General features: G+C 68.3%; 19 protein-coding genes. 12 read left to right on the top strand and 7 right to left on the bottom strand.

What is annotated here, in order from left to right:
• Window positions 1-107: 107 nt before the first annotated feature.
• Genes HWX62_RS23850 through HWX62_RS23860 form a run of 3 tightly spaced genes read right to left on the bottom strand, consistent with a single transcriptional unit; the run spans window position 108 to window position 4312 of the window.
• Window positions 108-1595 carry an efflux transporter outer membrane subunit gene (locus HWX62_RS23850; protein WP_175931602.1) on the bottom strand — a complete coding sequence of 496 codons (1488 nt, stop codon included), beginning with the start codon at window positions 1593-1595 and terminating at the stop codon, window positions 108-110.
• A gap of 13 nt (window positions 1596-1608) precedes the next feature.
• Window positions 1609-3195: an MDR family MFS transporter gene (locus HWX62_RS23855; protein ID WP_175931603.1), complete on the bottom strand. Its 1587-nt coding sequence runs from the start codon at window positions 3193-3195 to the stop codon at window positions 1609-1611.
• Window positions 3188-4312 carry an HlyD family secretion protein gene (locus HWX62_RS23860; RefSeq protein ID WP_175931604.1) on the bottom strand — a complete coding sequence of 375 codons (1125 nt, stop codon included), beginning with the start codon at window positions 4310-4312 and terminating at the stop codon, window positions 3188-3190. The genes HWX62_RS23855 and HWX62_RS23860 overlap by 8 nt, the downstream gene beginning before the upstream one ends.
• 91 nt (window positions 4313-4403) lie before the next feature.
• Here HWX62_RS23860 and HWX62_RS23865 point away from each other — a divergent pair, with 91 nt between their 5' ends.
• Window positions 4404-5237, top strand: coding sequence for a CerR family C-terminal domain-containing protein (locus tag HWX62_RS23865; protein WP_175931605.1), 834 nt, complete (start codon window positions 4404-4406; stop codon window positions 5235-5237).
• A gap of 10 nt (window positions 5238-5247) precedes the next feature.
• Here the strand turns inward: HWX62_RS23865 and HWX62_RS23870 are convergent, their stop codons facing one another.
• Window positions 5248-7728 (bottom strand): mechanosensitive ion channel domain-containing protein, encoded by a 2481-nt coding sequence (locus tag HWX62_RS23870; protein WP_175931606.1) that lies wholly within the window; start codon window positions 7726-7728, stop codon window positions 5248-5250.
• Window positions 7729-8031: 303 nt separating this feature from the next.
• Window positions 8032-8991, bottom strand: a complete 960-nt coding sequence (locus tag HWX62_RS23875) for an LLM class oxidoreductase (RefSeq protein ID WP_175931607.1) — start codon at window positions 8989-8991, stop codon at window positions 8032-8034.
• A gap of 1045 nt (window positions 8992-10036) precedes the next feature.
• Between HWX62_RS23875 and HWX62_RS23880 the strand changes: the two genes are divergently transcribed.
• The 4 genes from HWX62_RS23880 to HWX62_RS23895 all read left to right on the top strand — a co-directional run bounded on the left by HWX62_RS23880 (window position 10037) and on the right by HWX62_RS23895 (window position 13647).
• Complete coding sequence (locus HWX62_RS23880) at window positions 10037-10939, top strand: NAD-dependent protein deacetylase (protein WP_175931608.1); 903 nt, start codon at window positions 10037-10039, stop codon at window positions 10937-10939.
• Window positions 10936-11577, top strand: a complete 642-nt coding sequence (locus HWX62_RS23885; RefSeq protein ID WP_175931609.1) for a DUF938 domain-containing protein — start codon at window positions 10936-10938, stop codon at window positions 11575-11577. Before HWX62_RS23880 ends, HWX62_RS23885 begins: the two co-directional genes overlap by 4 nt.
• A 97-nt stretch (window positions 11578-11674) precedes the next feature.
• A complete protein-coding gene (gene gndA / locus HWX62_RS23890; RefSeq protein ID WP_021160879.1) occupies window positions 11675-13087 on the top strand; it encodes an NADP-dependent phosphogluconate dehydrogenase in 1413 nt (470 codons plus the stop codon).
• Between the two features lie 200 nt (window positions 13088-13287).
• Window positions 13288-13647, top strand: a complete 360-nt coding sequence (locus HWX62_RS23895; RefSeq protein ID WP_175931610.1) for a DUF4148 domain-containing protein — start codon at window positions 13288-13290, stop codon at window positions 13645-13647.
• Window positions 13648-13757: 110 nt separating this feature from the next.
• Here the strand turns inward: HWX62_RS23895 and HWX62_RS23900 are convergent, their stop codons facing one another.
• Window positions 13758-14078: a hypothetical protein gene (locus HWX62_RS23900; protein ID WP_011694691.1), complete on the bottom strand. Its 321-nt coding sequence runs from the start codon at window positions 14076-14078 to the stop codon at window positions 13758-13760.
• 89 nt (window positions 14079-14167) lie between these two features.
• On the opposite strand from HWX62_RS23900, the gene HWX62_RS23905 reads away from it, so the two are divergent.
• Together HWX62_RS23905 and HWX62_RS23910 are read left to right on the top strand one after the other, a co-directional pair.
• Entirely contained in the window at window positions 14168-15220 is a 1053-nt protein-coding gene (locus HWX62_RS23905) for an RNA-guided endonuclease TnpB family protein (RefSeq protein ID WP_175931611.1), read from the top strand.
• A gap of 442 nt (window positions 15221-15662) precedes the next feature.
• Window positions 15663-16397 (top strand): peptidoglycan DD-metalloendopeptidase family protein, encoded by a 735-nt coding sequence (locus HWX62_RS23910; protein ID WP_175931612.1) that lies wholly within the window; start codon window positions 15663-15665, stop codon window positions 16395-16397.
• A 66-nt stretch (window positions 16398-16463) separates the two neighbouring features.
• Here the strand turns inward: HWX62_RS23910 and HWX62_RS23915 are convergent, their stop codons facing one another.
• Window positions 16464-17102, bottom strand: a complete 639-nt coding sequence (locus tag HWX62_RS23915; protein WP_175931613.1) for a Pr6Pr family membrane protein — start codon at window positions 17100-17102, stop codon at window positions 16464-16466.
• Between the two features lie 217 nt (window positions 17103-17319).
• On the opposite strand from HWX62_RS23915, the gene HWX62_RS23920 reads away from it, so the two are divergent.
• The 5 genes from HWX62_RS23920 (at window position 17320) to HWX62_RS23940 (ending at window position 22949) form a co-directional block, all read left to right on the top strand.
• The gene (locus tag HWX62_RS23920; protein ID WP_175931614.1) at window positions 17320-17856 is read left to right on the top strand and encodes a cytochrome b; all 537 of its coding nucleotides are present in this window, start codon (window positions 17320-17322) and stop codon (window positions 17854-17856) included.
• A gap of 155 nt (window positions 17857-18011) precedes the next feature.
• On the top strand, window positions 18012-18380 hold the full coding sequence (locus HWX62_RS23925; RefSeq protein WP_175931615.1) for a DUF2946 domain-containing protein: 369 nt from the start codon (window positions 18012-18014) through the stop codon (window positions 18378-18380).
• A gap of 83 nt (window positions 18381-18463) precedes the next feature.
• A complete protein-coding gene (locus tag HWX62_RS23930; RefSeq protein WP_175931616.1) occupies window positions 18464-20596 on the top strand; it encodes a TonB-dependent copper receptor in 2133 nt (710 codons plus the stop codon).
• 220 nt (window positions 20597-20816) lie between these two features.
• A complete protein-coding gene (locus tag HWX62_RS23935; protein WP_175931617.1) occupies window positions 20817-21911 on the top strand; it encodes a triacylglycerol lipase in 1095 nt (364 codons plus the stop codon).
• Window positions 21912-21914: 3 nt separating this feature from the next.
• Window positions 21915-22949 carry a lipase secretion chaperone gene (locus HWX62_RS23940; protein WP_175931618.1) on the top strand — a complete coding sequence of 345 codons (1035 nt, stop codon included), beginning with the start codon at window positions 21915-21917 and terminating at the stop codon, window positions 22947-22949.
• The last annotated feature ends 23 nt before the right edge of the window (window positions 22950-22972 follow it).

Consider the following 22972-nt stretch of genomic DNA (forward strand, 5'->3'; position numbering starts at 1 on the left):
GCGCGAGCGCGTTCGTTGCGCAAGAATCGAAGCTGTATTGTTGCGCGCGCAATGAGTTGTTGCGGCGCGCATGATGCATCGGCTACGCATGATTTGCGTCGGCGCCGTCAACCGGCGCTGGCCTGCCATCCGAGCCCGAGGCTCTTCTGCACCGACACGTAGTCCTTGATCAGTTCGGCTTGCCCCGCGATCACGTTCTGCTGCGCGGCGAGCGCTTCGCGTTGCGTATCGAGCAGGTCGATCATCGACGCGACGCCCGCGCGATAGCGCTGGTCCATCAGCGCGCGCGAATGCACGGCGGACGTCTGCACCTTCGTCAGCGCGACGACGTGTTCGCGCTGATGCCCGTAGCGCTGCAACGCGGTGTTGGCATCCTGTAATGCACCGAGCACGGCTTTCTGATAATTCGCTTCCGCTTCGTCGCGCGACGCTTCGGCCGCGCGTACTGCGCCGCGCGTGCGTCCGAAATCCAGAATGTTCCATTGCAGGTACGGCGCACCGACCCACGTGAAATTCTGCTTGCGGAACAGGTGGCCGGGGTCGCTCGCGCTGAAACCGAGATCGCCGAGCAGCGTCACCTTCGGAAAATAGTCGGCGACATGCTCGCCGATCTGCGCATTGCTCGACGCGAGCCGACGTTCGGCCGCGCGAATATCGGGGCGCTGCTTCAGCAGCGTGGCCGGGTCGCCGATCGCGACGCTGCCGGGCAGCGTCGGCAATGCCGCGTCCGGGCTCGACAGCGCGGCGTCGAGCGCGCCGGGCGCGCGGCCGGTCAGGATCGCGAGCCGGTCGAGCGATTCGGTCACCTGCGCATCGAGCGGGATCAGCGACGCGCGCGTGTTCTCGACCTGCGTCGTCAGGCGCTCGATGTCGGCGTCGGCCGCGACGCCGCGCGCGCGGCGCTGCTGCGTGAGTTCGAGCATCTGCTGCTGTAATTGCGCGGTGCGCCGCGACAACGCAAGCCGTTGCTGCTGGTCGCGCAGGTCGACGTACGCATTCGCGACTTCGGCCGCGATCGACACCTGCGTGTCGGCGAGATCGGCATCGACGGCTTCGGCCTGCGCGGAAGCGGCTTCGACCGCGCGGCGCGTGCCGCCGAACAGGTCGATTTCCCAGGTCGCGTCGAAGCCCGCCGAATAAAGTTGCAGCGGCCCCGAGCCGCCGAGCGACGGCGACGTGTCGCCCGACTGCCCCGAGCCGTTCGACGGCAGCAGCGAGCCGAGCGCACTGACGTCCGGTTCGCGCATGCGGATGGCCGCGACGGTGGCCGACGATTTCGGCATCTGCGCCGCGCGCTGTTGCGAGAGCTGCGCGCGCGCCGCGCGCAAGCGCGCCTGCGCGGCGTGCAGATCGGGGTTGTACACGAGCGCGGCGACGATCAGCTCGTCGAGCTGGCGATCGTTCAGCGCGCGCCACCATGCGCTCGGCGCGGGCGCGGCGGTGTCGACGCCGGTGGCCGGTGCGCGCACGAAGGTCGGCGCATCCGGTGCGGCCGGCGCGCCGCGGTAGTCGGGGCCGACCGTGCAGCCGGCGAGCAGGCACGCGGCCGCGCACAGGGTGAGCGCGGGGCGGCGGGGCAGGAAGAAGGGTTTCATCGCGTAAGACGGGTCAATGGCCGGACGACATCGGTTGCGGCCTGCGCGGCGTTCTCAACAGCAGCGCGAGCGGCACGCAGGCAAGCAGCGCGAGGCCCAGCAGATAGAAGGTTTCGGAATAGGTCATCACGACGGCCTGGATCTGGATCTGCTGCGCCAGTTGGCCGAGCGCGCGCATGTTCGAATACGCGAGGTCGCCGGTGTGCGCGAACCAGTTCGCCGCATAGGCCGACAGCCGATCCTGCCCGATCAGCGAGTTGGCGTTCACCGATTCGCGCAGCACCGCCGTATGGAAGGTCGTGCGCCGGTCGATCACGGTGCCGATGATCGCGAGCCCGATCGAGCCGCCGAGGTTGCGCGCCATGTTGTAGAGCCCGGCCGCATCGCCCGAGTCTTCGCGCGCGACGGCCGCCATCGACGCCTGGTTGAGCGGCATCATCGCGAGCATCTGCGCGAGGCCGCGGATCAGCTGCGACCACACGAAATCGTGGCCGACGCTCTGCGCGGTCAGGTCGATGTCGAGCATGCAGCTCAGGCAGAACAGCAGCAGCCCCGCGATCACGAGGATGCGGAAATCGACCTTGCCGAGCAGGCGCGGCAGGATCGGCATCACGAGAAACGCCGGCAGCCCCGACAGCAGCATGATCGCGCCGGCCTGTTCCGCGTTGTAGCCGGCGACGATCGCGAGGAACTGCGGCAGCAGGTAGGACACGCCGTACAGCCCGGCACCGACCGCCGACACGATCACGATCACGCTCGCGTAGCGCGGGTTGCGCATCAGCGACAGCCGCATGATCGGCCGCTTCGCGAAGCGCTGCGACAACGCGATCAGGATCATCCCGACGAACGACACGACGCTCAGCGTGACGATCATCTGCGATTCGAACCAGCGTTCGCGCTGGCCTTCCTCGAGCACGACGGTCAGCGAGCTCAGGCCGATCGCGAGGCCGAAGATGCCGAGCCAGTCCGCGTTGAAGAACGCGCTCCATTGCGGGCGGTCCGACGGCAGCCCGAACACCAGCAGCGCCATCAGCAGCAGGCACACCGGCAGGTTCAGGAAGAAGCACCAGCTCCAGTTCACGTTCTCCGCGAGCCAGCCGCCGAGCACCGGGCCGAACAGTGGGCCGAGCAGCACGATCAGCCCGAACAGCGTCATCCCGACCGGCAACTGCGACAGCGGCAATCGCGTGCGGATGATCGTCTGCGCGGTGGGGATCAGCGCGCCGCCCGTGAAGCCCTGGCCGATCCGGCCGGCGATCATCATCGGCAGCGAATGCGACCAGCCGCACATCATCGAGAACGCGATGAACAGCGCGGAGTTCGTCAGCAGGAAATTGCGCAGCCCGAACACGCGCGTGAGCCAGGCGGCGAGCGGGATCATCACGATTTCCGACATCAGGTAGCCGGTCGAGATCCACGTACCTTCGGTGCCGGTCGCGCCGATTTCGCCCTGGATTTGCGGCAGCGCGGAGTTCGTGATCGAGATGTCGAGCGTCGCCATCAGCGCGCCGAGCGCCCCGGCCGCGACCGCGATCCAGTCGGTCACGCTCGCGCGGCCCTCGTGCGGCGGCAGCGGGGTCGAGGCGGGCGTATCAGCCATGATGCGTCTCGTCGCGGGCCGAACGCGTATCGACGTCGACCGTCACCGACAGCCCGGGCAGCAGCATGCGCTGCGCGCGGGCGTTCGCGGCGAGACGGATGCGCACGGGCACGCGCTGGACGATCTTCGTGAAGTTGCCGGTCGCGTTCTCGGGAGGCAGCAACGCGAACTGCGCGCCGGTGCCGGGCGCGAAGCTGTCGACGACGCCGGACAGCGGGCCGTCCGGCAGCGCATCGACATGCAGCTCGACGGGCTGGCCGATGCGCATGTTGCCGATCTGCGTTTCCTTGAAATTCGCGACGAGATAGATCGAGTCGACCGGCACGACGGTCAGCAGGCGCGTGCCGGGCTGCACGTATTGCCCGACGCGCACCGTGCGATCGCCGACGCGGCCCGCGAGCGTGCTGCGCACGATCGTGTTGTCGAGATCGAGCTGCGCCTGTGCGGCGCTGGCTTGCGCGGCCTCGAGCTGCGCGCGCGCCTGCTGCAGTTGCGCGGTGAACGACGCGATCTGCGTGCGGGCGGCGGCAATCGACGCGTTGTTCGCGGCGAGTGTCGCGAGCGCCTGGTCGCGCGTGCTTTTCAGGTCGGCCACGCGCTCGTGCGTTTCGGCGCCGGTCGCCGCGAGCGGTGCATAGCGCGCGTACTCGTCGCTCGCGTGCTGCGCGTTGATGCGCGATACCTTCGCCTGCGCATCGGCCTGTTCGAGGTTCGCGCGCTGCTGGCTGATGTCGGCTTCGGCGCGCGCGATATCGGCGCGGCGGGCGTCGACGGTCGCGAGCGCTTGCGCGAGCGCGACCTGGTACGGGCGCACGTCGAGCCGCACGAGCGGATCGCCGGCCTTCACGGGCTGGTTGTCCCGCACGTAGACGTCGGTCACGTAGCCGGCGACCTTCGGCGCGGCGGTCATGCTGTCGGCCTGCAGGTACGCGTCGTTGGTGCTTTCGATGAAGCGGCCGACCGTCCACCAGCGGCCGAGCCATACCGCGCCGCCGACGGCCGCGAGCACGGCGATCGCGAGCAGGATGCGCCGCTTCGATCCGCCGTTTCCGTTGCGTGGTGTTGTTCCGTTTTCCTGACGATCTGCTTTCTGTGGCGAGTCTTGTGGCGTCGACATACGGGATCCAAATTATTCCAAGTGGAAGAATTATTCCAGTTGATAGAATTGTGTCAAGTAGAATGTGGATCGACCGAATGACGAGGAAGGCATGAACGAAGCGAAGAAGCTGCGCCGCACGTCGGCGGGCGGCTACGCGCGCGGCGACGAAACGCGCCAGCGGATCATCGAGGCGGCGCTCGAGCTGTTCGGCGAACGCGGGTTCGCGGGCGCGTCGACGCGCGAGATCGCCGCGATGGCGGGCGTGAACGCGCCGGCGCTCCAGTACTACTTCGAGAACAAGGAAGGCCTGTATCGCGCGTGTGTCGAGACGATCGCCGAGCACGGCTGGCAGGTATTCGCGCCGGCGGTCGGCCATGCGCGCGCGATGCTCGATACGGACGCGAACGTCGACGTGCTGATCGATGCGTTCGTCGGGCTGCTGCGCGCGCTGTCGGACCGGATGTTCACCGCGCCGAAGACGATGAACCAGCGGATGTTCTTCGCGCGCGAGCAGGGCGGCCAGGAGCCGGCGAGCGCGAGCGAAATCCTGATGACGCGCATGCGCAAGCCGCTCAACGACGTGAGTGCGGAATTGATCGGCCGCATCTCCGGGCGGCCGGCCGACGATCCCGTCACGCGGTTGCGCGCGCTGAGCCTGTTCGGGCAGATCACGGTGTTCCACATCGCGCAGCGCTCGGCGCTGCAGTTGCTCGAATGGGAGGCGTTCGAGGGCGAGCGCGCGGCGCTGGTGATCGACACGATTGCCGACCAGACGCGCGTGCTGCTCGAGCAGTGGCATGCGCAGCGCGATGCGCAGGCCGCTGCTGCGAAAACCGCTGCGAAGCGCGGGCGGGGTGCCGCGGTGAAACGCGCGGGGAAGCCGGGGGCGGCGCCTCCTGCCGCCAAAAGCACGGCGCGCGTGAAGAAGCCCGCCGCGCGTTGAGCGAGGCAGGTCACCGGCCCCGGGCGATCACGGTTCGGCCCGGCTTGCGCTCCGCTTCGTCGGGCGACGGCGGCCGGGTTGCGGGTTCGGCGCCATTCGGTGTGTCGGGGTGCGGGCCGTTGGCATCGTTGCCGACAGGCCGCGATCCATCCGCATAGGCCACGACGCTGCGCTGCGGATCGGCGATCCGGATCCCGCGTTCGCGGAACGTCTGCGCGATCCGCCGATTGAATTCGCGCTGCACGCCCCAGCGCGCCGAGTCCGTGCACTGCATCTGCCCGGCCAGCGCGAGCGCCGCGCCGTCGACCTGGTCGATGCCCCAGTAGCTGAAGTCCGACAGGATGCCGTCGCGGTACTTCGGATCGTCGCGCAACGCGGCGCCGATGTCCTTCAGCGTCGCGATCGCGCGGTCGATGTCCTCGCCGTACGCGATGCTGACCTTGACGGCCGCGTTGCCGAGCCCGCGATTCGTGTTGTTGACGGTCGTCACGGAGCTGAACGGTATCGTGTACAGCGATCCGTCGCCGGCGCGCAGCCGCACGGTGCGGATCGACAGGTATTCGACCGTACCCGACACGCCGGCGAGCGTGACCCAGTCGCCGACCTGCATCGCGTTTTCCATCAGCAGGAAGATCCCGGTGATGAAATCCTGCACCAGCTTCTGCGAGCCGAACCCGAGCGCGACGCCGAAGATGCTGGCGCCGGCCAGCAGCGGGCCGACGTTCACGCCGAGTTCGCTGAGCCCCGTCAGCACGACGACGAGCGCGATCATCACGAACAGCAGCGTGCGCAGCATCGGCAGCAGCGTGCGCAGCCGCGCGGCGCGCATCAGGTTGCCTTCGCGTGTCCAGCGCTGCAGGCGGCGCTCGATCGCGATGTTGGCGGCTTCCCACACGACGAGCGCGACGACGGCCGCGATCGCGATCGTCACCAGCGCGGACGCGAGGCGGTGGCCGATCGTGCCGGCTTGGAACGCGCGAAAGATCGGCACGCCCCAGATCTGCAGCAGCAGCACGACGGTCACGATGCCGAGCGCCGCCGACACGATCCGGCGCAGCAGCGGGTAGTAGCGGTACGCATGCAGATGAACGAGCGTGCGGTCTTCCTCGCGGCGCTGGAACAGCCGGGCGAGCGCGCCGAACACGACGATCGACACCATCCGCATCGCGATCATCACGGCGATCGAGCGGCCGCCCAGCGTGATCAGCACGCGGTAGCCGTTGTGGACGTCGAGCGCCCACACGAACCACAGCGCCATCACGATGAAGACCGAGACGGGCGCCCATGCGTCCGCGAGCGCGTTGCCGACGACCGCGACGCTCGGACGGTCCGCGCCGGCGGCACGGATGCGTGCCGCGACCGGCCGGCGGCACTGCAGGATCAGCAGCGAGATCATCACGTGCGCGGCGAGCGCGACGGCCTTCAGCAGCGCGACATGGCCGGCTTCGGTCAGGCCGAAGTTCGCGGCGATCTCGACGGCCGCCGTGCACGCGCCGACCACGATCACGATCCGCGCGATCGAGCGTTGCGCGAACCCGGCCCATGCGTCGCTGATATGCAGCAGCCGCAACTGCCGCGCGTCGGGCTGGAAGAACAGCCGGCTGACGATCGTGACGAGCCGGCAGATCACGTAAGTGTCGATCAAGGCTTCGAGCGCGGATTCGATCGGCGTGTCTGCTTCGACGAGCAACGACATCGTCAGGCTCGCGACGCCGACGAACACGAGCAGCGGCACCACGCGCAGCGCGAGACTGACCAGTGCGCGCGGCATCCGGTGCAGCAGCGTGGTGTGCCGGCGTGCGTGGCCTCGGCTTTGCGAGGACGAGGGGGCGGTCTCAGCGGTGTCTGCGGCTGCGTCGTCGGGCGGGGCCGATGTATCGGGCGGCGGCGCGTGGCCCTCGTCCGGCGCGGCGGAATCGGACGCGGCGTGGCGCAACGTGTCGGCGCGGCGCGCGGCCACCGCCGCCAGCGCGCGTCGCAGCAGCCGCTTCGCGAGCCACTCGACGACGAGTGCCGGCAGGAGTACCGCGAGCAGGATGCCGAGCGTGCGGGTGAGATCCGCGCGCTGGTCGGCGCGGACGAGCTTGTCGCGCCACCAGCTTCCCACCGAACCGATATCGAGCAGCGAGCGCAGCGATTCCTGCAGCGCGTTGCCGATCTGGGTCGCCCAGCGCGATCCCTGGCGCACGAGTATCGATGCGAGCCCGTTCGACGCGAGCGCGGCCGGCGCGGCGGCAGCCGATGCGCCGCTGGCCGCCGATGCCGGGCTTGCCGGCACGGCGGGCGCGCTCAATGCACCGACGGCCGCGATCGCGCGCAGCGTCGTTTCGACCTGCGCGCGGTCGCGCGGGTTTTCGAGCACATTCAGTGCCTGTCGCGCCTCTTGGGGCGTCAGCGCGGGCGCGGCGCCCGAGGCGGCCGGAGCGGCGGCCGCCGCGTGGGCAGCCGAGACGACGGCGGCGAGCAGCCAGCCGAGAAGGAGATGTCGCATGGAGTGGGCATGCGGGTGCGTGTCGTCACGCGGCCCGCCGGGCTGAACGATGGACGGAAGTTAACATGATCGCGGTCGGGCGCGAATGGTTCCGTCGCCGACGGCTCGAATCGGACGCCTGCGCGCAAGCCGCGTGCCGGATGCCGGCGGCACGATATCGACGGAAACGTCGAGCGTTCGCCCGGCGCAAGGCATTGGTAACGCGTGCTTTCCGATGCCGCGGCGGTGCGCCACCAGGCGAGCGTTCGTCCGGCCCCCGGACCCATGCGTGCGTCACGTCATATGGATCGGATCCCCGATGAATCATGCTGGCTCGTCGTGAAATACCGGCAGGACATGTTCGGCGATTGCTTCGATGACGTCGCGCACGGGCCGGTCCGACCCAAGGTTCAGCGTGACGTGGTGCGTCCCCGCTGCGCGCATGTCCTGCAGGATGTCGATCAACGCGCGTCGCCCGGTTGCATAACCGAGCGGCAGCGCGGTGGCTGGCGTATCCGGATCCGCGGCGAGGTCGAGCCGCATCGAGACGCCGAACGCGCGAAACGGCGGCGACGCGAGCCGCTCGACCGCTGCGCGCCACATCGAATAGCGCGCGCGCTGCGTCTCCGGATCGCGGTGATACGTCATCCACCCGATCGAATGCCGGGCGATCCAGTCGACGCTCTGTCCGCCCGAGCCGACTGCAAGCATCGGCACCGCGTCGCCGTCGCGCGGCAGCAGCGCGAATTCTGGCGCATCGGGCGGCGCTTGGTCGGGCAGCACGCGCGACGGCACGCCGAGCGCGGCCGCGACGACGTCCCAGTGCGCGCGATAGCGGTCGCGCCGGGTCTGCGCGTCGACGCCGAACGCCGCATATTCGGGTGGCCGGTCGCCGGAGCCGAGGCCCAGAATGAAGCGCCCGGCCGACAGTGTCGCGACCGACAGCGCGCCCTTCGCGATATGCAGCGGATGCCGCAGCGGCAGCACGATCGCGCCGCTGGCGAGCGCGATCCGGCGGGTGCGCGACGCCAGCGCGCCGAGCAGCACCCACGGGTCGAGGTGGCCGACCGGGTCCGGATAGTCGGCGCTGTTCAGCGGCACGTCGCGAATCCACAGCGCGCGAAAGCCGAGCGAATCGGCCAGTGCCGCGAGTTCGAGCTGTTCGTTGAAGTCCGCGACGATGCGGCCGCTGCGAAGGAGCGGAAGCGTGAGGCCGATCGACAGCCGTCCGGCGGAAAAGACGCGTTGCGCGACGTCGGGGCAGGCGGGAGCGGATGGGGGCATGGCGGGTCCTTGGGGGCGAGGCAGCAGGAACGCGTGGCGTTCCGTGTCCGAATGCTAGCGTGTTTGCGCGATGCACGAGCGGCACGGCGCCGCGCTGAGCGGCCCGCAGTGTCGCGCCGCGCAACACGCGCCCCATGCGCGACGCCGGCCGAGGGGCGTGTCAGGCGCTGGGCCGCCCGGGCAGACGCGACGACGCCAGCCGGCCGTGCGTTTCAGTTTCGAAACGTTCGCGCTTTCCGGCGGGGTACGATGCCGGCCCGCCGCCTGCCGTGTGCCCGCGAGGCCTTGCGGCATGAAGCATGGTGCGCTCCTTGCATGGTTGTAGGGGCCGTGAGCGCGATCGCGGGGGGCTGTCGACCCGGCAATCGCTTCAGTGGGTCGGATGTATCGGAGACGGGGACAAGAGAATGAAAAAAGACCGAAACGCAACGCATCGTGTTGCAAACATGAATCGCCGACCTGCCAGGGTATTCGCTTCGCCGCTGATTGCGGCGACGTGAGCGAGCGGCTTTCCGTTCCATCCGAGCGATCGGGTTCGTTCCGAACGACGACGTGCAAGCGTGACGCACGAGGCCGACCGGTGCCGGTCGGCCGTCGGAGACGAACCGCGGACCGGGCGGATGGCCCCGGCCTGGATCCCGGAATCGTCATGCCATGGCGCAACGCACGTCGTCGCGCGGCGAATGCATTTGCACGCCGTGCCGCGTGTCGGCGCGACGAGCACGCCGAACCGGGTCGGGACAGCCGGTGACGCGCCAGGGTGCGCGGCAGGGCGGAGCACGTGGCGTCCCGGGGAGCGTCCGTCGATCGCGCGCATGACGGACGTCGCAACATTGTGCTGTCAATTGGTCCACTACCCCGATGGATCAATTGTTGAAGCGCCCGTCGCCGAGCGGCGACGGGCGTCTTTTTGCGTGCTGGCGCGTGCGGCGGCTGGCCGTGGCGGCGGCCGGCCCGATCGCATCGCGTTCTGTATCATGTGCTGGCGTGCCTGGCCGCCCGTGCGGGCGCACGGCCTGCCGGCGCGACCGATCACGTTGCCAACATGAACGACACAGCCTTGCCCGATCCCTCCATCGCCGACGTCGATCCGGCCGCGCTCGATGCGCTGCAGACGTTCGTCGAGCGTCATCCGCGCCTGCTCGTGCTGACCGGCGCGGGCATCAGCACCGATTCCGGCATTCCCGGCTACCGCGACCGCAACGGCCGATGGATGCGCTCGCCGCCGATCCAGCTCCACGAATTTCTCGGTTCCGATGCCGCGCGGCGCCGCTACTGGGCGCGCAGCATGATCGGCTGGCCGGTCGTCGGGCGCGCGCAGCCGAACCGCTCGCATGTCGCGCTGGCGCGGCTCGGCGGCGCGGGCCGGATCGAGCGCCTCGTCACGCAGAACGTCGACGGCCTGCATCAGCGCGCGGGCAGCGACGACGTGATCGAGCTGCACGGCGGCATCAACGGCGTGACCTGCCTCGACTGCGGCGCGCATCACGCGCGGGCGACGATCCAGACCGTGCTCGAAGCCGACAATCCCGAGCTGCTCGGCGCGCAGGCCGAGCCGGCCGCGGACGGCGACGCGCATCTCGAATGGGCCGCGCTCGATACGTTCCGCATCCCGGCGTGCCCCGCGTGCGGCGGCCTGCTGAAGCCGGCGGTGGTGTTCTTCGGCGAGAACGTGCCGCGCGAGCGCGTGGCGCTGGCGTCGCGGGCGCTCGAGGCGGCCGACGCGCTGCTCGTCGTCGGCTCGTCGCTGATGGTGTATTCCGGCTACCGCTTCTGCGTGTGGGCGCAGGCCCGGCACAAGCCGGTCGCCGCACTCAATCTCGGCCATACGCGCGCCGACCCGATGCTGACGCTGAAGGTCGAGGCGCACTGCGCCCCCGCGCTCGACGCACTCGTGGCGCGGCTGGGCCTCGGGCGCAACGGCAACCCGACGGAGCTTGCATCGTGACCGGCGTCGCTTCCTCTCCCGATCCGTCCGCGCGGTTGTCGGCGCCGGCGGCCGAGCGCAATCGCGGGCCGATCCTCGACGTGCTGCGCCGCGTGCTGCCGGCGACCGGCAACGTGCTCGAAATCGCGAGCGGCACCGGGCAGCACGTCGTTCATTTCGCGCAGGCGTTGCCGGGCCTGCACTGGCAGCCGAGCGATCCCGATGCGCAGGCGCGGCGTTCGATCGCCGCGTGGGTCGCGCATGCGGGCCTCGCGAACGTTGCCGGGCCGCTGGCGTTCGACGTACGCGACACGCCGTGGCCGGTCGCGGCGCTCGACGCGATCGTCTGCATCAACATGGTCCATATCTCGCCGTGGGCCTGTACGGAGGCGCTGTTCGCCGGCGCGTCGCGCGTGTTGCGGCCGGGCGGCGTGCTGTTCCTGTACGGCCCGTATCGTCGCGAAGGCCGGCATACGGCGCCGTCGAACGAAGCGTTCGACCGGCAGTTGCGCAGCCGCGACCCGTCGTGGGGCGTGCGCGATCTCGAAACCGTCGTCGCGCTCGGGCTCGATCGCGGGCTCGACTGCAGCGAGGTCGTCGAGATGCCGGCGAACAACCTGAGCGTCGTGTTCCGGCGCCTGCCGCACGCGGAGCAATGACACGCAAGCGCGCAGCGCCGCCGGGTTTCCACTATCCTTTCGCCTGTGCGCGCGGCCCGGCTCGGGTCGCGCCCCGTTTTTTCCGGAGAATTGACTAATGGGCAAACAAGCAATCGGTGTGATCGGGCTCGCGGTGATGGGCCGCAATCTCGCACTCAATATCGAGAGCCGCGGTTACGCGGTGTCGGTGTACAACCGCAGTCGCGAGAAAACCGACGAACTGATCGCAGAATTCCCCGGCCGCAATCTGGTGCCGACCTATACGCTCGAGGAATTCGTCGCGTCGCTCGAAACGCCGCGCCGGATCCTGATGATGGTGAAGGCCGGGGAAGCGACCGATGCGACGATCGCATCGCTCAAGCCGCTGCTCGAGAAGGGCGACGTGCTGATCGACGGCGGCAATACGCACTTCACCGACACGATCCGCCGCAACCAGGAACTCGCGCAATCCGGCCTGCATTTCATCGGCACCGGCGTGTCGGGCGGCGAAGAGGGCGCGCTGCGCGGCCCGTCGATCATGCCCGGCGGCCAGCGCGACGCATACGATCTCGTCGAGCCGATCCTCAAGCAGATCGCCGCGAAGGCGCCGTCGGACGGCGAGCCGTGCGTCGCGTACATGGGCCCGGACGGCGCGGGCCACTACGTGAAGATGGTCCACAACGGCATCGAATACGGCGACATGCAGCTGATCGCCGAAAGCTACTCGGTGCTGAAGGATGTCGCGGGCCTGACCAACGACGAACTCGGCGCGGTGTACACCGAATGGAACCAGGGCGAACTCGACAGCTACCTGATCGAGATCACGTCGAAGATCTTCGGCAAGAAGGATGAAGAAACCGGCAAGCACCTCGTCGACGTGATCCTCGATCGCGCCGCGCAGAAGGGCACCGGCAAGTGGACGAGCCAGAACGCGCTGGATCTGGGCGTGCCGCTGCCGCTCATCACCGAGTCGGTGTTCGCGCGCGTGCTGTCGTCGCTGAAGACCGAGCGCGTCGCGGCCAGCAAGATCCTGTCGGGCCCGGCCGCCGCGCCGTTCGACGGCGATCGCGCCGCATTTGTCGAAGCGGTGCGCCGCGCGCTGTACCTGAGCAAGGTGATTTCGTACGCGCAGGGCTTCGCGCAGCTGCGCACGGCGTCGGAAGAATACGGCTGGAATCTCGATCTCGGGACGATCGCGAAGATCTTCCGCGCGGGCTGCATCATCCGTGCGCGCTTCCTGCAGAAGATCACCGACGCGTATGCGAAGGATCCGGCGCTCGCGAACCTGCTGCTCGACCCGTACTTCAAGGACATCGCCGCGAACTACCAGGCGTCGCTGCGCGACGTCGTGGTGGCCGCGGTGAAGGCCGGCGTGCCGGTCCCGGCGTTCGCATCGGCGGTCGCGTACTTCGACAGCTACCGGTCCGAGCGGCTGCCCGCGAACCTCGTGCAGGCGCAGCGCGACTTCTTCGGCGCGCATACGTTCGAGCGCACCGACAAGCCGGGCAGCTTCCACGCGAACTGGTCGTAACCGGCCAGCGGCGGCGGCATTGTTGCGAAAATCTATTCTTTGAATAGGGTTTTTCTATCCCGGATGCCGGCATTGTTGGCTCCGGGGAAACAGTGTTTTCGTTCTTTCATGGTTTTCCCTAGGTGTCGACGGGACTAAACTCTGTTCCATCGCTGCAGACATGGTGTGTGCGGCGGAGCAAAAAAATCCCGGAGGTAATCATGAAATCGCTGATCGCAACGTTCGCTGCTGCTGCTGTCCTCGCCGTCCCCGCCGTCTCGTTCGCCCAACAGAACGCGCCCGTCACCCGTGCACAGGTGAAGGCCGAACTGGTCCAGCTCCAACAGGCTGGCTACAAGCTGGGCAGCGACCGGACCAACTACCCGGAAGGCATCCAGGCTGCTGAAGCCCGCGTGAACCCGCAACAGAACGCCGCCGCGGCCGACACGACCGGCTACGGTGCGCAACCGGCCGCCGGCCAGGAATCGGGCGTACCGGCTGCGGGCGCGCCCGCTGCGGCCAAGACCGGCTGGCAAGTGAAGCGCGTCTCGGACGGCGCACCGGTCTACAAGGGTCGTTAATGGTACGGCCGCGCTCGCGACCGCATCCGGCCCCCTGTAGTACGAAAGCCCGTCGTTCCGCATAGCGGAACGACGGGCTTTTTCATTGGCGGCGCGCCATGCGCCGGCGTTCAGTGCAGCGGGCGTCTGCCGCGCCCGATATCGCGAAACAGCGCTTCGGCCGGCTCCAGCACCTGCAGCCACGTTTCGTCGTAACCGCTCAGCGTGTCGAGCGCATCGCGCAGCCGTTCGATCGCGAGGACCGGCAACTCGACGCTGTGGCGCGTGGCGCCGGTCAGGTGCGTGACGCTCGCCAGCTGGACGAGCGCGTCGGCCGCTTCGGCCACGTCGGTCGCGAACAGCAGGTGCCGGTTGAGCAATTCGACCAGACCGCTGGAACCGGCGAAATCGTCGGCGTCGAGCTGCACGGAGAGAAACGTCGCGTTGTTCATCAGCTGCTCCGAGTAACCCCGTCCTTCAGGACGGGAAGGAAAGGCGTGCGGTTGACAGGCAGCTTCTTCCACGGGTTAGGATCACCCGCATGATCCTTGTCTATCGCTACCGGGTGAAATCGCTCAACGGACTGCTCAACAAGCAGAGCCGCGCGGTGAACTACGTCTGGAACTTCTGCAACGACACGCAGAAGCACGCGCTCAAGTGGGGCAAGAAGTGGCCGACAGGATTCGACCTGAACGTGCTGACGACCGGCAGCGGCAAGGAACTCGGTATTCACTCCGGCACGGTCAACGCGACTTGCGAGCAATACGCGAAGTCGCGCAGTCAGCACCGTCGGCCCTACCTGCGCTATCGCGGCAGGAAGTCGCTGGGCTGGGTGCCGATGAAGGGGCGTGACCTGAAGCGCGAGGGTGACGCGTTCCGTTTCGCCGGCAACACCTTCCGCGTGTTCAACAGCCGACCGCTTCCCGAAGGCAAGATCAAGGACGGAACCAACTTTGCGCAGGATGCGCGCGGCAATTGGTTTCTCAACATCGTGATCGAGATGCCGGATCTTCAGGCTCGCCCGGTCCGTTCCGGCGTCGGCATCGACCTCGGCCTGAAAGACTTCGCCACACTTTCGACCGGCGAGAAGCTGCCCAATGACCAGTTCGGTCGACGCGCGGCGGAAAAGCTGGCGAAAGCGCAACGGGCGCGAAAGCACAAGCGACATATTGCGAAGCTGCACGCCAAGGTCGCGAATGCCCGTGCCGATTTCCAGCACAAGCTCGCGCTCGATCTGGTGCGGCGGTTCGATTACATCGCGGTCGGCAACGTGTCGGCCGGCAAACTTGCCAGAACCAGGATGGCGAAGAGCGTTTACGACGCATCCTGGTCGTCCTTCCGAAACAAGCTCCGCTACAAAGCGATCGCGCACGGAGCCACGTTCGAGGAAGTGGACGAAAGCGGTTCTACCCAGTCCTGTTCGTCGTGCGGATCGAAAGACAGCACGACGCGGCCGAAAGGTATCGCGGGACTGCGAATAAGAGAGTGGGCCTGCAGTGACTGTGGTGTCGAGCATGATCGAGATACCAACGCTGCGCTGAACATTCTCCGATGCGGACGTGCATCGCCAGGTGTGGGAATCCTCCGCCTTTAGGGAGAGGAGGGCGTCAATGTCATGCTCCTCGTTGTCGTTGGATCGCGCTGCGCATCAGCGAGTATAGGCGGCGATCGAAGCGGAGAATATGACGGGGCCGATACGGCAGGCGAGGGCGGCGGCCTGCGCGAAAAACGCGCAAGCGCCCGCCGGATCGCCCGTCTGGCGCGGCGTGCAGGCGGCTGGCGCTCCCATGCGACGCAGCAAGATTGTTTCCGGATCGGCCAACTGTCGGGGCGTTGACCGCGACAAATGGTATCTTTGCCGATCGGGACGATCGCGAAAAAGGGGCCGGTGAGCTCATTCGCGTCGACGTTCCGCTGTGGAAACTGACGGCCGCGAAAGCGGTCGGACACTGATTGATCCGGCCGTTCGGCCGGACATCGTGCGTCGCGCGCCGGGGGGCGGTGAGCGGCGCCACGACGCAAATCCGGGAGGACCCTTGAGAGAAACTATTCCCATCCACGACACGCTCACGCGCTGGCTGCCGCAGGCGGCGTTCGTCGCCGCGGCCGTCGCGCTGGCAGGCTGCACGATGACGCCGTGGACCGACAGCTGGCAACCCGCGCGCCAGCCGGCGCCCACGTCGGCCGCGACGCCGGGCGTGATTGCAGGCTACTACCGCGTGAACCCGGGCGATACGCTGGCAGGCATCGCGAGCGCGTACGGCCAGCGCGTGCAGGACGTGGCCAGCTGGAACCACATGGCGCCCACGGACGCCGTGTCGCCCGGCCAGGTGCTGCGGGTCGCGCCGCCGCCGGCTGCGAGCGCGTACGGGCAGCCGCCCGCGGCGGCCGCCCAGCCGGGCTCGCTGGCATGGCCGGCCACGGGCGTCGTCGCGACGCCGTTCTCCGCCGGCAAGACGCGCGGCATCGTGATCGCCGCGTCCGGGCCCGATCATTCGGTGCGGGCCGCGGCAAACGGGCGCGTGGTGTACGCCGGCTCCGGCGTCAAGGCGTACGGTCCGCTCGTGATCCTGAAGCACGACAACGGGCTCATCACGGCCTACGGGCACAACGGCAAGCTGCTCGTCAACGAAGGCGACGCGGTGCGCCAAGGGCAGCCGGTCGCCGAAATGGGCACCGACGCGAGCGGGCGTTCGACGTTCGAGTTCGAAGTCCGGCAGAACGGCAAGGTCGTCGATCCGATGAGTTTCCTGCCGCGCAACGGCGGCTGATCGTCGGGATCGCCACGTGTGCGCCGGGCGGCGCACACGTTTCCGCCTCTTCCATCTTCTCCGCCTTCATCCTTCCTTAAGCGTCACGCTGGCAGACTGTCTCGCGTGATTGCCGAGCCAGCGAATGCCCAGTGCGAGCGCCGCCGCGCCGAGCGCGATCAGCGAACACTGGATCGCGACGGGCAGGTAGCCGTGCGGCCGCGGATCGACGAACGGGTACGGATACCAGTTTTCCACCGCGCCGCGCACGAGCGTATAGCCGAGATAGACGACCGGGAAACCGAGCCACGCGAACGCGCTGCGGCGCGGAATCGGCGAGCGCGGTTCGACATACAGCCAGTCGCACAGCATCACGAGCGGCACGATCCGGTGCAGTACCCAGTTGTTGAACGCCGGCGTGACGTGGCGCAGCGCGTCGAGCCGCGCGAGCAGCAGCTCGTAGACGATCGCGGTGATCAGCACGTACAGCACCGCCGCGCCGCGCATCGATTCGTAGCGGGCCGAGCCGGGGCGCGCGATGCGCCACAGCCCCGCGGCCAGCATCGCGGCCGCGTAGAGGCTGCTCAGTTGCGTGAAATAGCTGAGGTAGTTGCCGAGATGGAAGTCCGGCAGGCGCCAGTAGTCGGCGACGCTGCGCAGCGTGGTGGACACCGCGAGCAACGCGGCGATCAGCCGGTAGGCCGCAACGAAGAACGCTTTGCTCATGATGCTCGCGCGCCGTCGCACCAAAGCTTCATCGTGCCACAGCCGCCCGGGCGCGCGATGCGGATTTTCCATAGGCCGGCGGCGCGCGGCCGATTCGCCGGAAATTTGACCGCGCCGTGCAAAACCGGACACCCGTACGGCTACAATCGTCACAGCTTTGCCGGGCGCAGGCCGGTTGCATCTGGCGCCCCTCCCCGCATACAACACGAGACGAAGCATGAAAAACATCCTCGCGAAACAGACGCGCTACAGCTCGCCCGCGATCTTCTTCCACTGGGCCATCTTCCTGCTGGTCGCGCTGGCCTATCTCGCCATCGAGATCCGCGGACCGAAAGGCAGCGACAGCCGGGCGTTCTGGATGAACGTGCATCTGACGGCCGGTACGTTCGTCCTCGTGCTGTCGGTGCTGCGCGTGCTGTGGCGCGTCGTCAGCCGCGTGCCGGACGCGATTCCGCAGACGACGCTGCTGCGCTGGCTGTCGAAGCTCGCGCATGTCGCGCTCTACGTATTCATCATCGCGCAGCCGCTGCTCGGCATGATGATGGTGAACATGGGCGGCAAGCCGGTGTCGCTCGACTGGCTCGGCGTGTCGTTCACGCTGTTCGGCCCCGACAAGGCGCTGCGCCCGACGATCAAGGAAGCACACGAACTGATCGGCAACGCGTTCTACTTCGTGATCGGCCTGCATGCACTGGCCGCGCTCTACCATCACTTCATCCGACGCGACGACGTGCTGCGGCGCATGGCGCCCTGATCGTCCGGCTCCGGGAACGCACGGAACGCGGGGGCGCATGGTTGCGTTGACAACCATGCGCCCCCGGTGCGTTTACCGTCGTCCGCACTGGTCATCGCGTTGAACATTCTGTAACATCTCGGCTGTTTTTACATTCCGCTTACTCGTCGCCGCACATGCTGCACCGACATCGTCACCTGACTGCCTGGCTTGGCCTGCTCGCGATCTGGATCGCGATCGCGGCGCCGCTGGTATCGCAGTGGCGTATCGCGCAGGCGGTCACGCCCGATGCGATCGTCTGCAGTACCGAGCATGGTGCGTATCGTGCGTCCGATGCGGGCGGCATGCACGATCATGCGCTGCATCTCGACGCGTGCGGCTACTGCGGCTTCTTCGCTCATAGCCCGGCCATCGGCGCGCCCGCCGCCGCGTCGGTCGATGCCATTTCCGTCGTTTCCGTCTCCGTCGCCGCGTCGCCTGCCGCCGCGGCGCGCAGCGACCGCTATCCGCGCGCCTATCCGCGTGCACCGCCCGAGCGCGCCTGACGCGTTCCTTTCCGTTCTTATTACCGCCGATATCCGTGCGGCCCGTCGCGGCCGCGTGGAGGGCGTCACTCGGGCTTTCGATCATGACCAATTTCCAGTTGCGTGCGCCGCGGGCGCCACGCAATGCCGGTGCGGGGCCTTTGCCGCGCATGCTGAAACTTACCGTTCCCGCGCTGGCCGTCAGTGCGCTGGCCGCGAGCGCTACCGCGGCCGAAACCGCGCAAGCGGCCGGCGCGCAGGCGGACGCCGCCGCGATACTGTTGCCGCCCGTCGAAGTCGTCGCGTCGCCGCTGTCGACGCCGCTCGTCGTCGTCACGGATCCGAAGGCGCCGCGCCAGCCGCTGCCCGCCAGCGACGGCGCGGACTACCTGAAGACGATCCCCGGCTTCACGTCGATCCGCAGCGGCGGCACGAACGGCGACCCCGTGCTGCGCGGGATGTTCGGTTCGCGGCTGAACATCCTCGCGAACGGGATGCCGACGCTCGGTGCGTGCCCGAACCGGATGGACGCGCCGACGTCGTATATCGCGCCGGAAAGCTATGACAAGGTCACCGTCGTGAAGGGGCCGCAGACCGTGCTGTACGGCCCGGGCGCGTCGGCCGGCACCGTGCTGTTCGAGCGCGTGACGCCGCGTTTCGAGCGCCCCGGCATGCGCTTCGACGGCAGTCTCGTCGGCGGGTCGTTCGGCCGCAACGACCAGAACGTCGACCTGACCGCCGGCACGCCGGACGTTTATGGCCGCGTGAGCGCGAACCATGCCCATTCGCAGGACTACAAGGACGGCAACGGCAACACCGTGCCGTCGCAGTGGGACAAGTGGAACGCCGATGCGGCGCTCGGCTGGACGCCCGACGACCATACGCGCGTCGAGCTGACCGCCGGCACCGGCGACGGTTATGCGCGCTACGCGGGCCGCGGGATGGACGGCGCGCATTTCCGCCGCGAGACGTTCGGCCTGTCGTTCGACAAGCGGCATCTCGGCGACGTGCTCGACCGGATCGAGGCGCGCGTGTACTACAACGAAGCCGATCACGTGATGGACAACTATACGTTGCGGCAGCCCGACCCGACGAGCAGCATGCCGATGCGGATGGCCGCGGACGTGCGGCGTCGCACGGTCGGCGCGCGTGCGGCCGCGACGTTCCGCTTCGGCGACGACTTCAAGCTCGTCACGGGCGTCGATGCGCAATCGAACCGGCTCGATTCGCGTTCGTCGATGGGGCAGCAGAACTACCGCGATCAGCCGTGGGGCGCGCAGACGACGATGTGGAACGCGGGCGTGTTCGGCGAACTGACGTGGTATGCGAGCGACGTAGCGCGCGTGATCGGCGGCGCGCGCGTCGACTATGCGAGCGCACGCGACAAGCGCGCGATGAAGGGCGGCATGATGACGAGCAAGCCGAATCCGACTTTCGACGACGATCGGACGAAGGTGCTGCCGAGCGGCTTCGTGCGGTACGAGCGCGATCTCGCGTCGCTGCCCGTCACGTGGTACGCGGGGATCGGCCATGCGGAGCGTTATCCGGACTACTGGGAACTGTTTTCAGCGACGCGCGGGCCGGCCGGCGCCGTCAACGCGTTCTCGGCGGTGCACCCGGAGAAGACCACGCAGCTCGATATCGGCGCGCAATACAAGAGCGACCGCTTCGATGCATGGGTGTCGGCGTACGCGGGCTACGTACAGGACTTCATCCTGTTCAACTATGCGCCCGGCATGATGGGCCCGACCACGCAGGCAACCAACGTCAATGCGCAGATCATGGGCGGTGAAGCCGGTGTGTCGTGGCGGCCGGTCGCACCGCTGCGTGTCGAGACGTCGCTCGCGTATGCGTGGGGGCGCAACGTGGCGAGCGGCGATCCGCTGCCGCAGATGCCGCCGCTCGAGGCGCGTATCGGGCTCGAATACACGCGCGGCGCATGGTCGGCAGGCGGCCTGTGGCGCATCGTTGCGCCGCAGCATCGTTATGCATTGAACGAGGGCAACGTGGTCGGCAAGGACTTCGGCCCGAGCGCCGGATTCGGCGTGCTGTCGCTGCATACGCAGTACAACGTCAGCAAGACCGTGCAGATCTCGGTCGGCGTCGACAACGTGCTGAACAAGGCCTACACCGAGCATTTGAACCTCGCCGGCAACGCAGGGTTCGGCTATCCGGCGAACGCGCCGGTGATGGAGCCGGGGCGCACCGCGTGGGTACGCGTGAGCGCGAAGCTGTAGCGCGCAACGCGCGTGTGCGTCGCAGCATGCGCGTGCCTGAAGTCCGCACCGCCCGAACGGGCGGGGCGCGTCAACCGATTAGAGAACCGTATCTAGTCGGGGCGCAAACGTTCGTGAGTCATGCTTAACTCCCGCATTCGACACGTATGGTGCGCGCAATGCGGCGTGCGTGTCGATCCGGTGTCATTCGCACCGGCAGCACAATAACCAGGAGACATGCATGGCCAGATCGATGCGTTCCAGGGTAATGGCAGGGGCAGTGGCATGCGCGATGAGCGTCGCGCCGTTCGCGGGCGCGACCGCGCTCACGACGCTGGCGACGACGCACACGGCGATGGCGGCGACTGCGCCCGCCGACGATTATGCGACGACGCGCTATCCGATCATTCTCGTGCACGGGCTGACCGGCACCGACAAGTATGCGGGCGTACTCGACTACTGGTACGGCATCCAGGAAGACCTGCAGCAGCATGGCGCGACCGTCTACGTCGCGAACCTGTCGGGCTTCCAGAGCGACGACGGCCCGAACGGGCGCGGCGAACAGCTGCTGGCCTACGTGAAGACGGTGCTCGCCGCGACCGGCGCGACCAAGGTCAACCTCGTCGGGCACAGCCAGGGCGGGCTGACGTCGCGCTATGTCGCGGCCGTCGCACCCGATCTCGTCGCGTCGGTGACGACGATCGGCACGCCGCATCGCGGCTCCGAGTTCGCCGACTTCGTGCAGGGCGTGCTCGCGTACGATCCGACCGGGTTGTCGTCGACGGTGATCGCCGCGTTCGTCAATGTATTCGGGATCCTGACGAGCAGCAGCCACAACACGAACCAGGACGCGCTCGCCGCGCTGAAGACGCTGACGACCGCGCAGGCCGCCACCTACAACCAGAACTATCCGAGCGCGGGCCTGGGCGCGCCGGGCAGTTGTCAGACCGGCGCGCCGACGGAAACGGTCGGCGGCAACACGCATCTGCTGTATTCGTGGGCCGGCACCGCGATCCAGCCGACGCTTTCGGTGCTCGGCGCGACGGGGGCGACGGATACGAGCACGATTCCGGTGATCGACCCGGCGAACGCGCTCGACCTGTCGACGCTGGCGCTGTACGGCACGGGCACGGTGATGATCAACCGGAGCGCCGGCCAGAACGACGGGCTCGTGTCGAAGTGCAGCGCGCTGTACGGCAAGGTGCTGAGCACGAGCTACAAGTGGAACCATCTCGACGAGATCAACCAGTTGCTCGGTGTGCGCGGCGCGTATGCGGAAGATCCGGTCGCGGTGATCCGCACGCATGCGAACCGGTTGAAGCTCGCGGGCGTGTGATCGATGGCGGCACGTGAAGGGCGCGCGCCGCTCGCGCGGCGCGCTGCAATCTATGGTGTCGTGGGGCTGACGGCAATCGCCGGCGTCGCGATGTGGAGCGGTGCGTGGCCGCATCGCGGCACGGGCGCCGCAGGCGACGTGCCGGATGCGCCGGCCGCGGGCGGCGTGGCGGCCGCCGCACCGCAGGCCGCCGCGCCGGCGAGCGCGGGCCTGCCGCCGTCGCTCGCCGGGTCCAGCGCGCCGCGCTTGCCGCTCGATGCAGGCGGCCGTCTCGCGAAGTCGCGCGCGGTGCGCGACTTCTTCGACTATTGCCTGACCGCGCGGAGCGACCTGAGCGCGGCCGCGCTCGACGCGTTCGTCGCACGCGAGATCGCCGCGCAGCTCGACGGCACGGTCGCGCAGGCGGAGGCGCTCGACGTGTGGCACAGGTATCGCGCCTATCTCGACGCGCTCGCGACGTTGCGCGATGCCGGCGCGGTCGACAAGTCCGACCTGGGCGCGTTGCAGCTCGCGCTCGATCAGCGCGCGTCGATCGCGTATCGCACGCTCGGCGACTGGAGCCAGCCGTTCTTCGGCGCGGAGCAGTGGCGGCAGCGCCACGACCTCGCACGATTGAAAATCGTTCAGGATCGCTCATTGACCGGTGCGCAGAAGGCCGAACGGCTCGCGGCGCTCGAGCAGCAGATGCCGGCCGACGAACGCGCGGCGCAGCAGCGGGTGGACCGGCAGCGTGCCGCGATCGACCAGATCGCGCAATTGCGAAAGAGCGGCGCGACGCCCGACACGATGCGCGCGCAACTGACGCAGACGCTCGGCCCCGAGGCCGCGGCCCGGGTCGCGCAGATGCAGCAGGACGATGCGTCGTGGCAGAGCCGTTACGCGGATTATGCGGCGCAGCGTGCGCAGATCGAATCGGCCGGCCTGTCGCCGCAGGCGCGCGACGCGCAGATCGCCGCATTGCGGCAGCGGGTATTCACGAAGCCCGGCGAAGCCGTGCGCGCGGCATCGCTCGATCGTGGCGCGGGCAGCGCGCATTGACGAACCGCACGCCGCCCCGTGCG

This window comes from Burkholderia sp. BCC0506, assembly GCF_902833145.1.
Classification (GTDB): Bacteria; Pseudomonadota; Gammaproteobacteria; order Burkholderiales; family Burkholderiaceae; genus Burkholderia.

Coding starts and splice junctions, on each gene's coding strand:
- HWX62_RS23850 (WP_175931602.1), bottom strand. CDS start 1,595: ATGAAACCCTTCTTCCTGCCCCGCCGCCCCGCGCTCACCCTGTGCGCG.
- HWX62_RS23855 (WP_175931603.1), bottom strand. CDS start 3,195: ATGGCTGATACGCCCGCCTCGACCCCGCTGCCGCCGCACGAGGGCCGC.
- HWX62_RS23860 (WP_175931604.1), bottom strand. CDS start 4,312: ATGTCGACGCCACAAGACTCGCCACAGAAAGCAGATCGTCAGGAAAAC.
- HWX62_RS23865 (WP_175931605.1), top strand. CDS start 4,404: ATGAACGAAGCGAAGAAGCTGCGCCGCACGTCGGCGGGCGGCTACGCG.
- HWX62_RS23870 (WP_175931606.1), bottom strand. CDS start 7,728: ATGCGACATCTCCTTCTCGGCTGGCTGCTCGCCGCCGTCGTCTCGGCT.
- HWX62_RS23875 (WP_175931607.1), bottom strand. CDS start 8,991: ATGCCCCCATCCGCTCCCGCCTGCCCCGACGTCGCGCAACGCGTCTTT.
- HWX62_RS23880 (WP_175931608.1), top strand. CDS start 10,037: ATGAACGACACAGCCTTGCCCGATCCCTCCATCGCCGACGTCGATCCG.
- gndA (WP_021160879.1), top strand. CDS start 11,675: ATGGGCAAACAAGCAATCGGTGTGATCGGGCTCGCGGTGATGGGCCGC.
- HWX62_RS23895 (WP_175931610.1), top strand. CDS start 13,288: ATGAAATCGCTGATCGCAACGTTCGCTGCTGCTGCTGTCCTCGCCGTC.
- HWX62_RS23900 (WP_011694691.1), bottom strand. CDS start 14,078: ATGAACAACGCGACGTTTCTCTCCGTGCAGCTCGACGCCGACGATTTC.
- HWX62_RS23905 (WP_175931611.1), top strand. CDS start 14,168: ATGATCCTTGTCTATCGCTACCGGGTGAAATCGCTCAACGGACTGCTC.
- HWX62_RS23915 (WP_175931613.1), bottom strand. CDS start 17,102: ATGAGCAAAGCGTTCTTCGTTGCGGCCTACCGGCTGATCGCCGCGTTG.
- HWX62_RS23920 (WP_175931614.1), top strand. CDS start 17,320: ATGAAAAACATCCTCGCGAAACAGACGCGCTACAGCTCGCCCGCGATC.
- HWX62_RS23925 (WP_175931615.1), top strand. CDS start 18,012: ATGCTGCACCGACATCGTCACCTGACTGCCTGGCTTGGCCTGCTCGCG.
- HWX62_RS23930 (WP_175931616.1), top strand. CDS start 18,464: ATGACCAATTTCCAGTTGCGTGCGCCGCGGGCGCCACGCAATGCCGGT.
- HWX62_RS23935 (WP_175931617.1), top strand. CDS start 20,817: ATGGCCAGATCGATGCGTTCCAGGGTAATGGCAGGGGCAGTGGCATGC.
- HWX62_RS23940 (WP_175931618.1), top strand. CDS start 21,915: ATGGCGGCACGTGAAGGGCGCGCGCCGCTCGCGCGGCGCGCTGCAATC.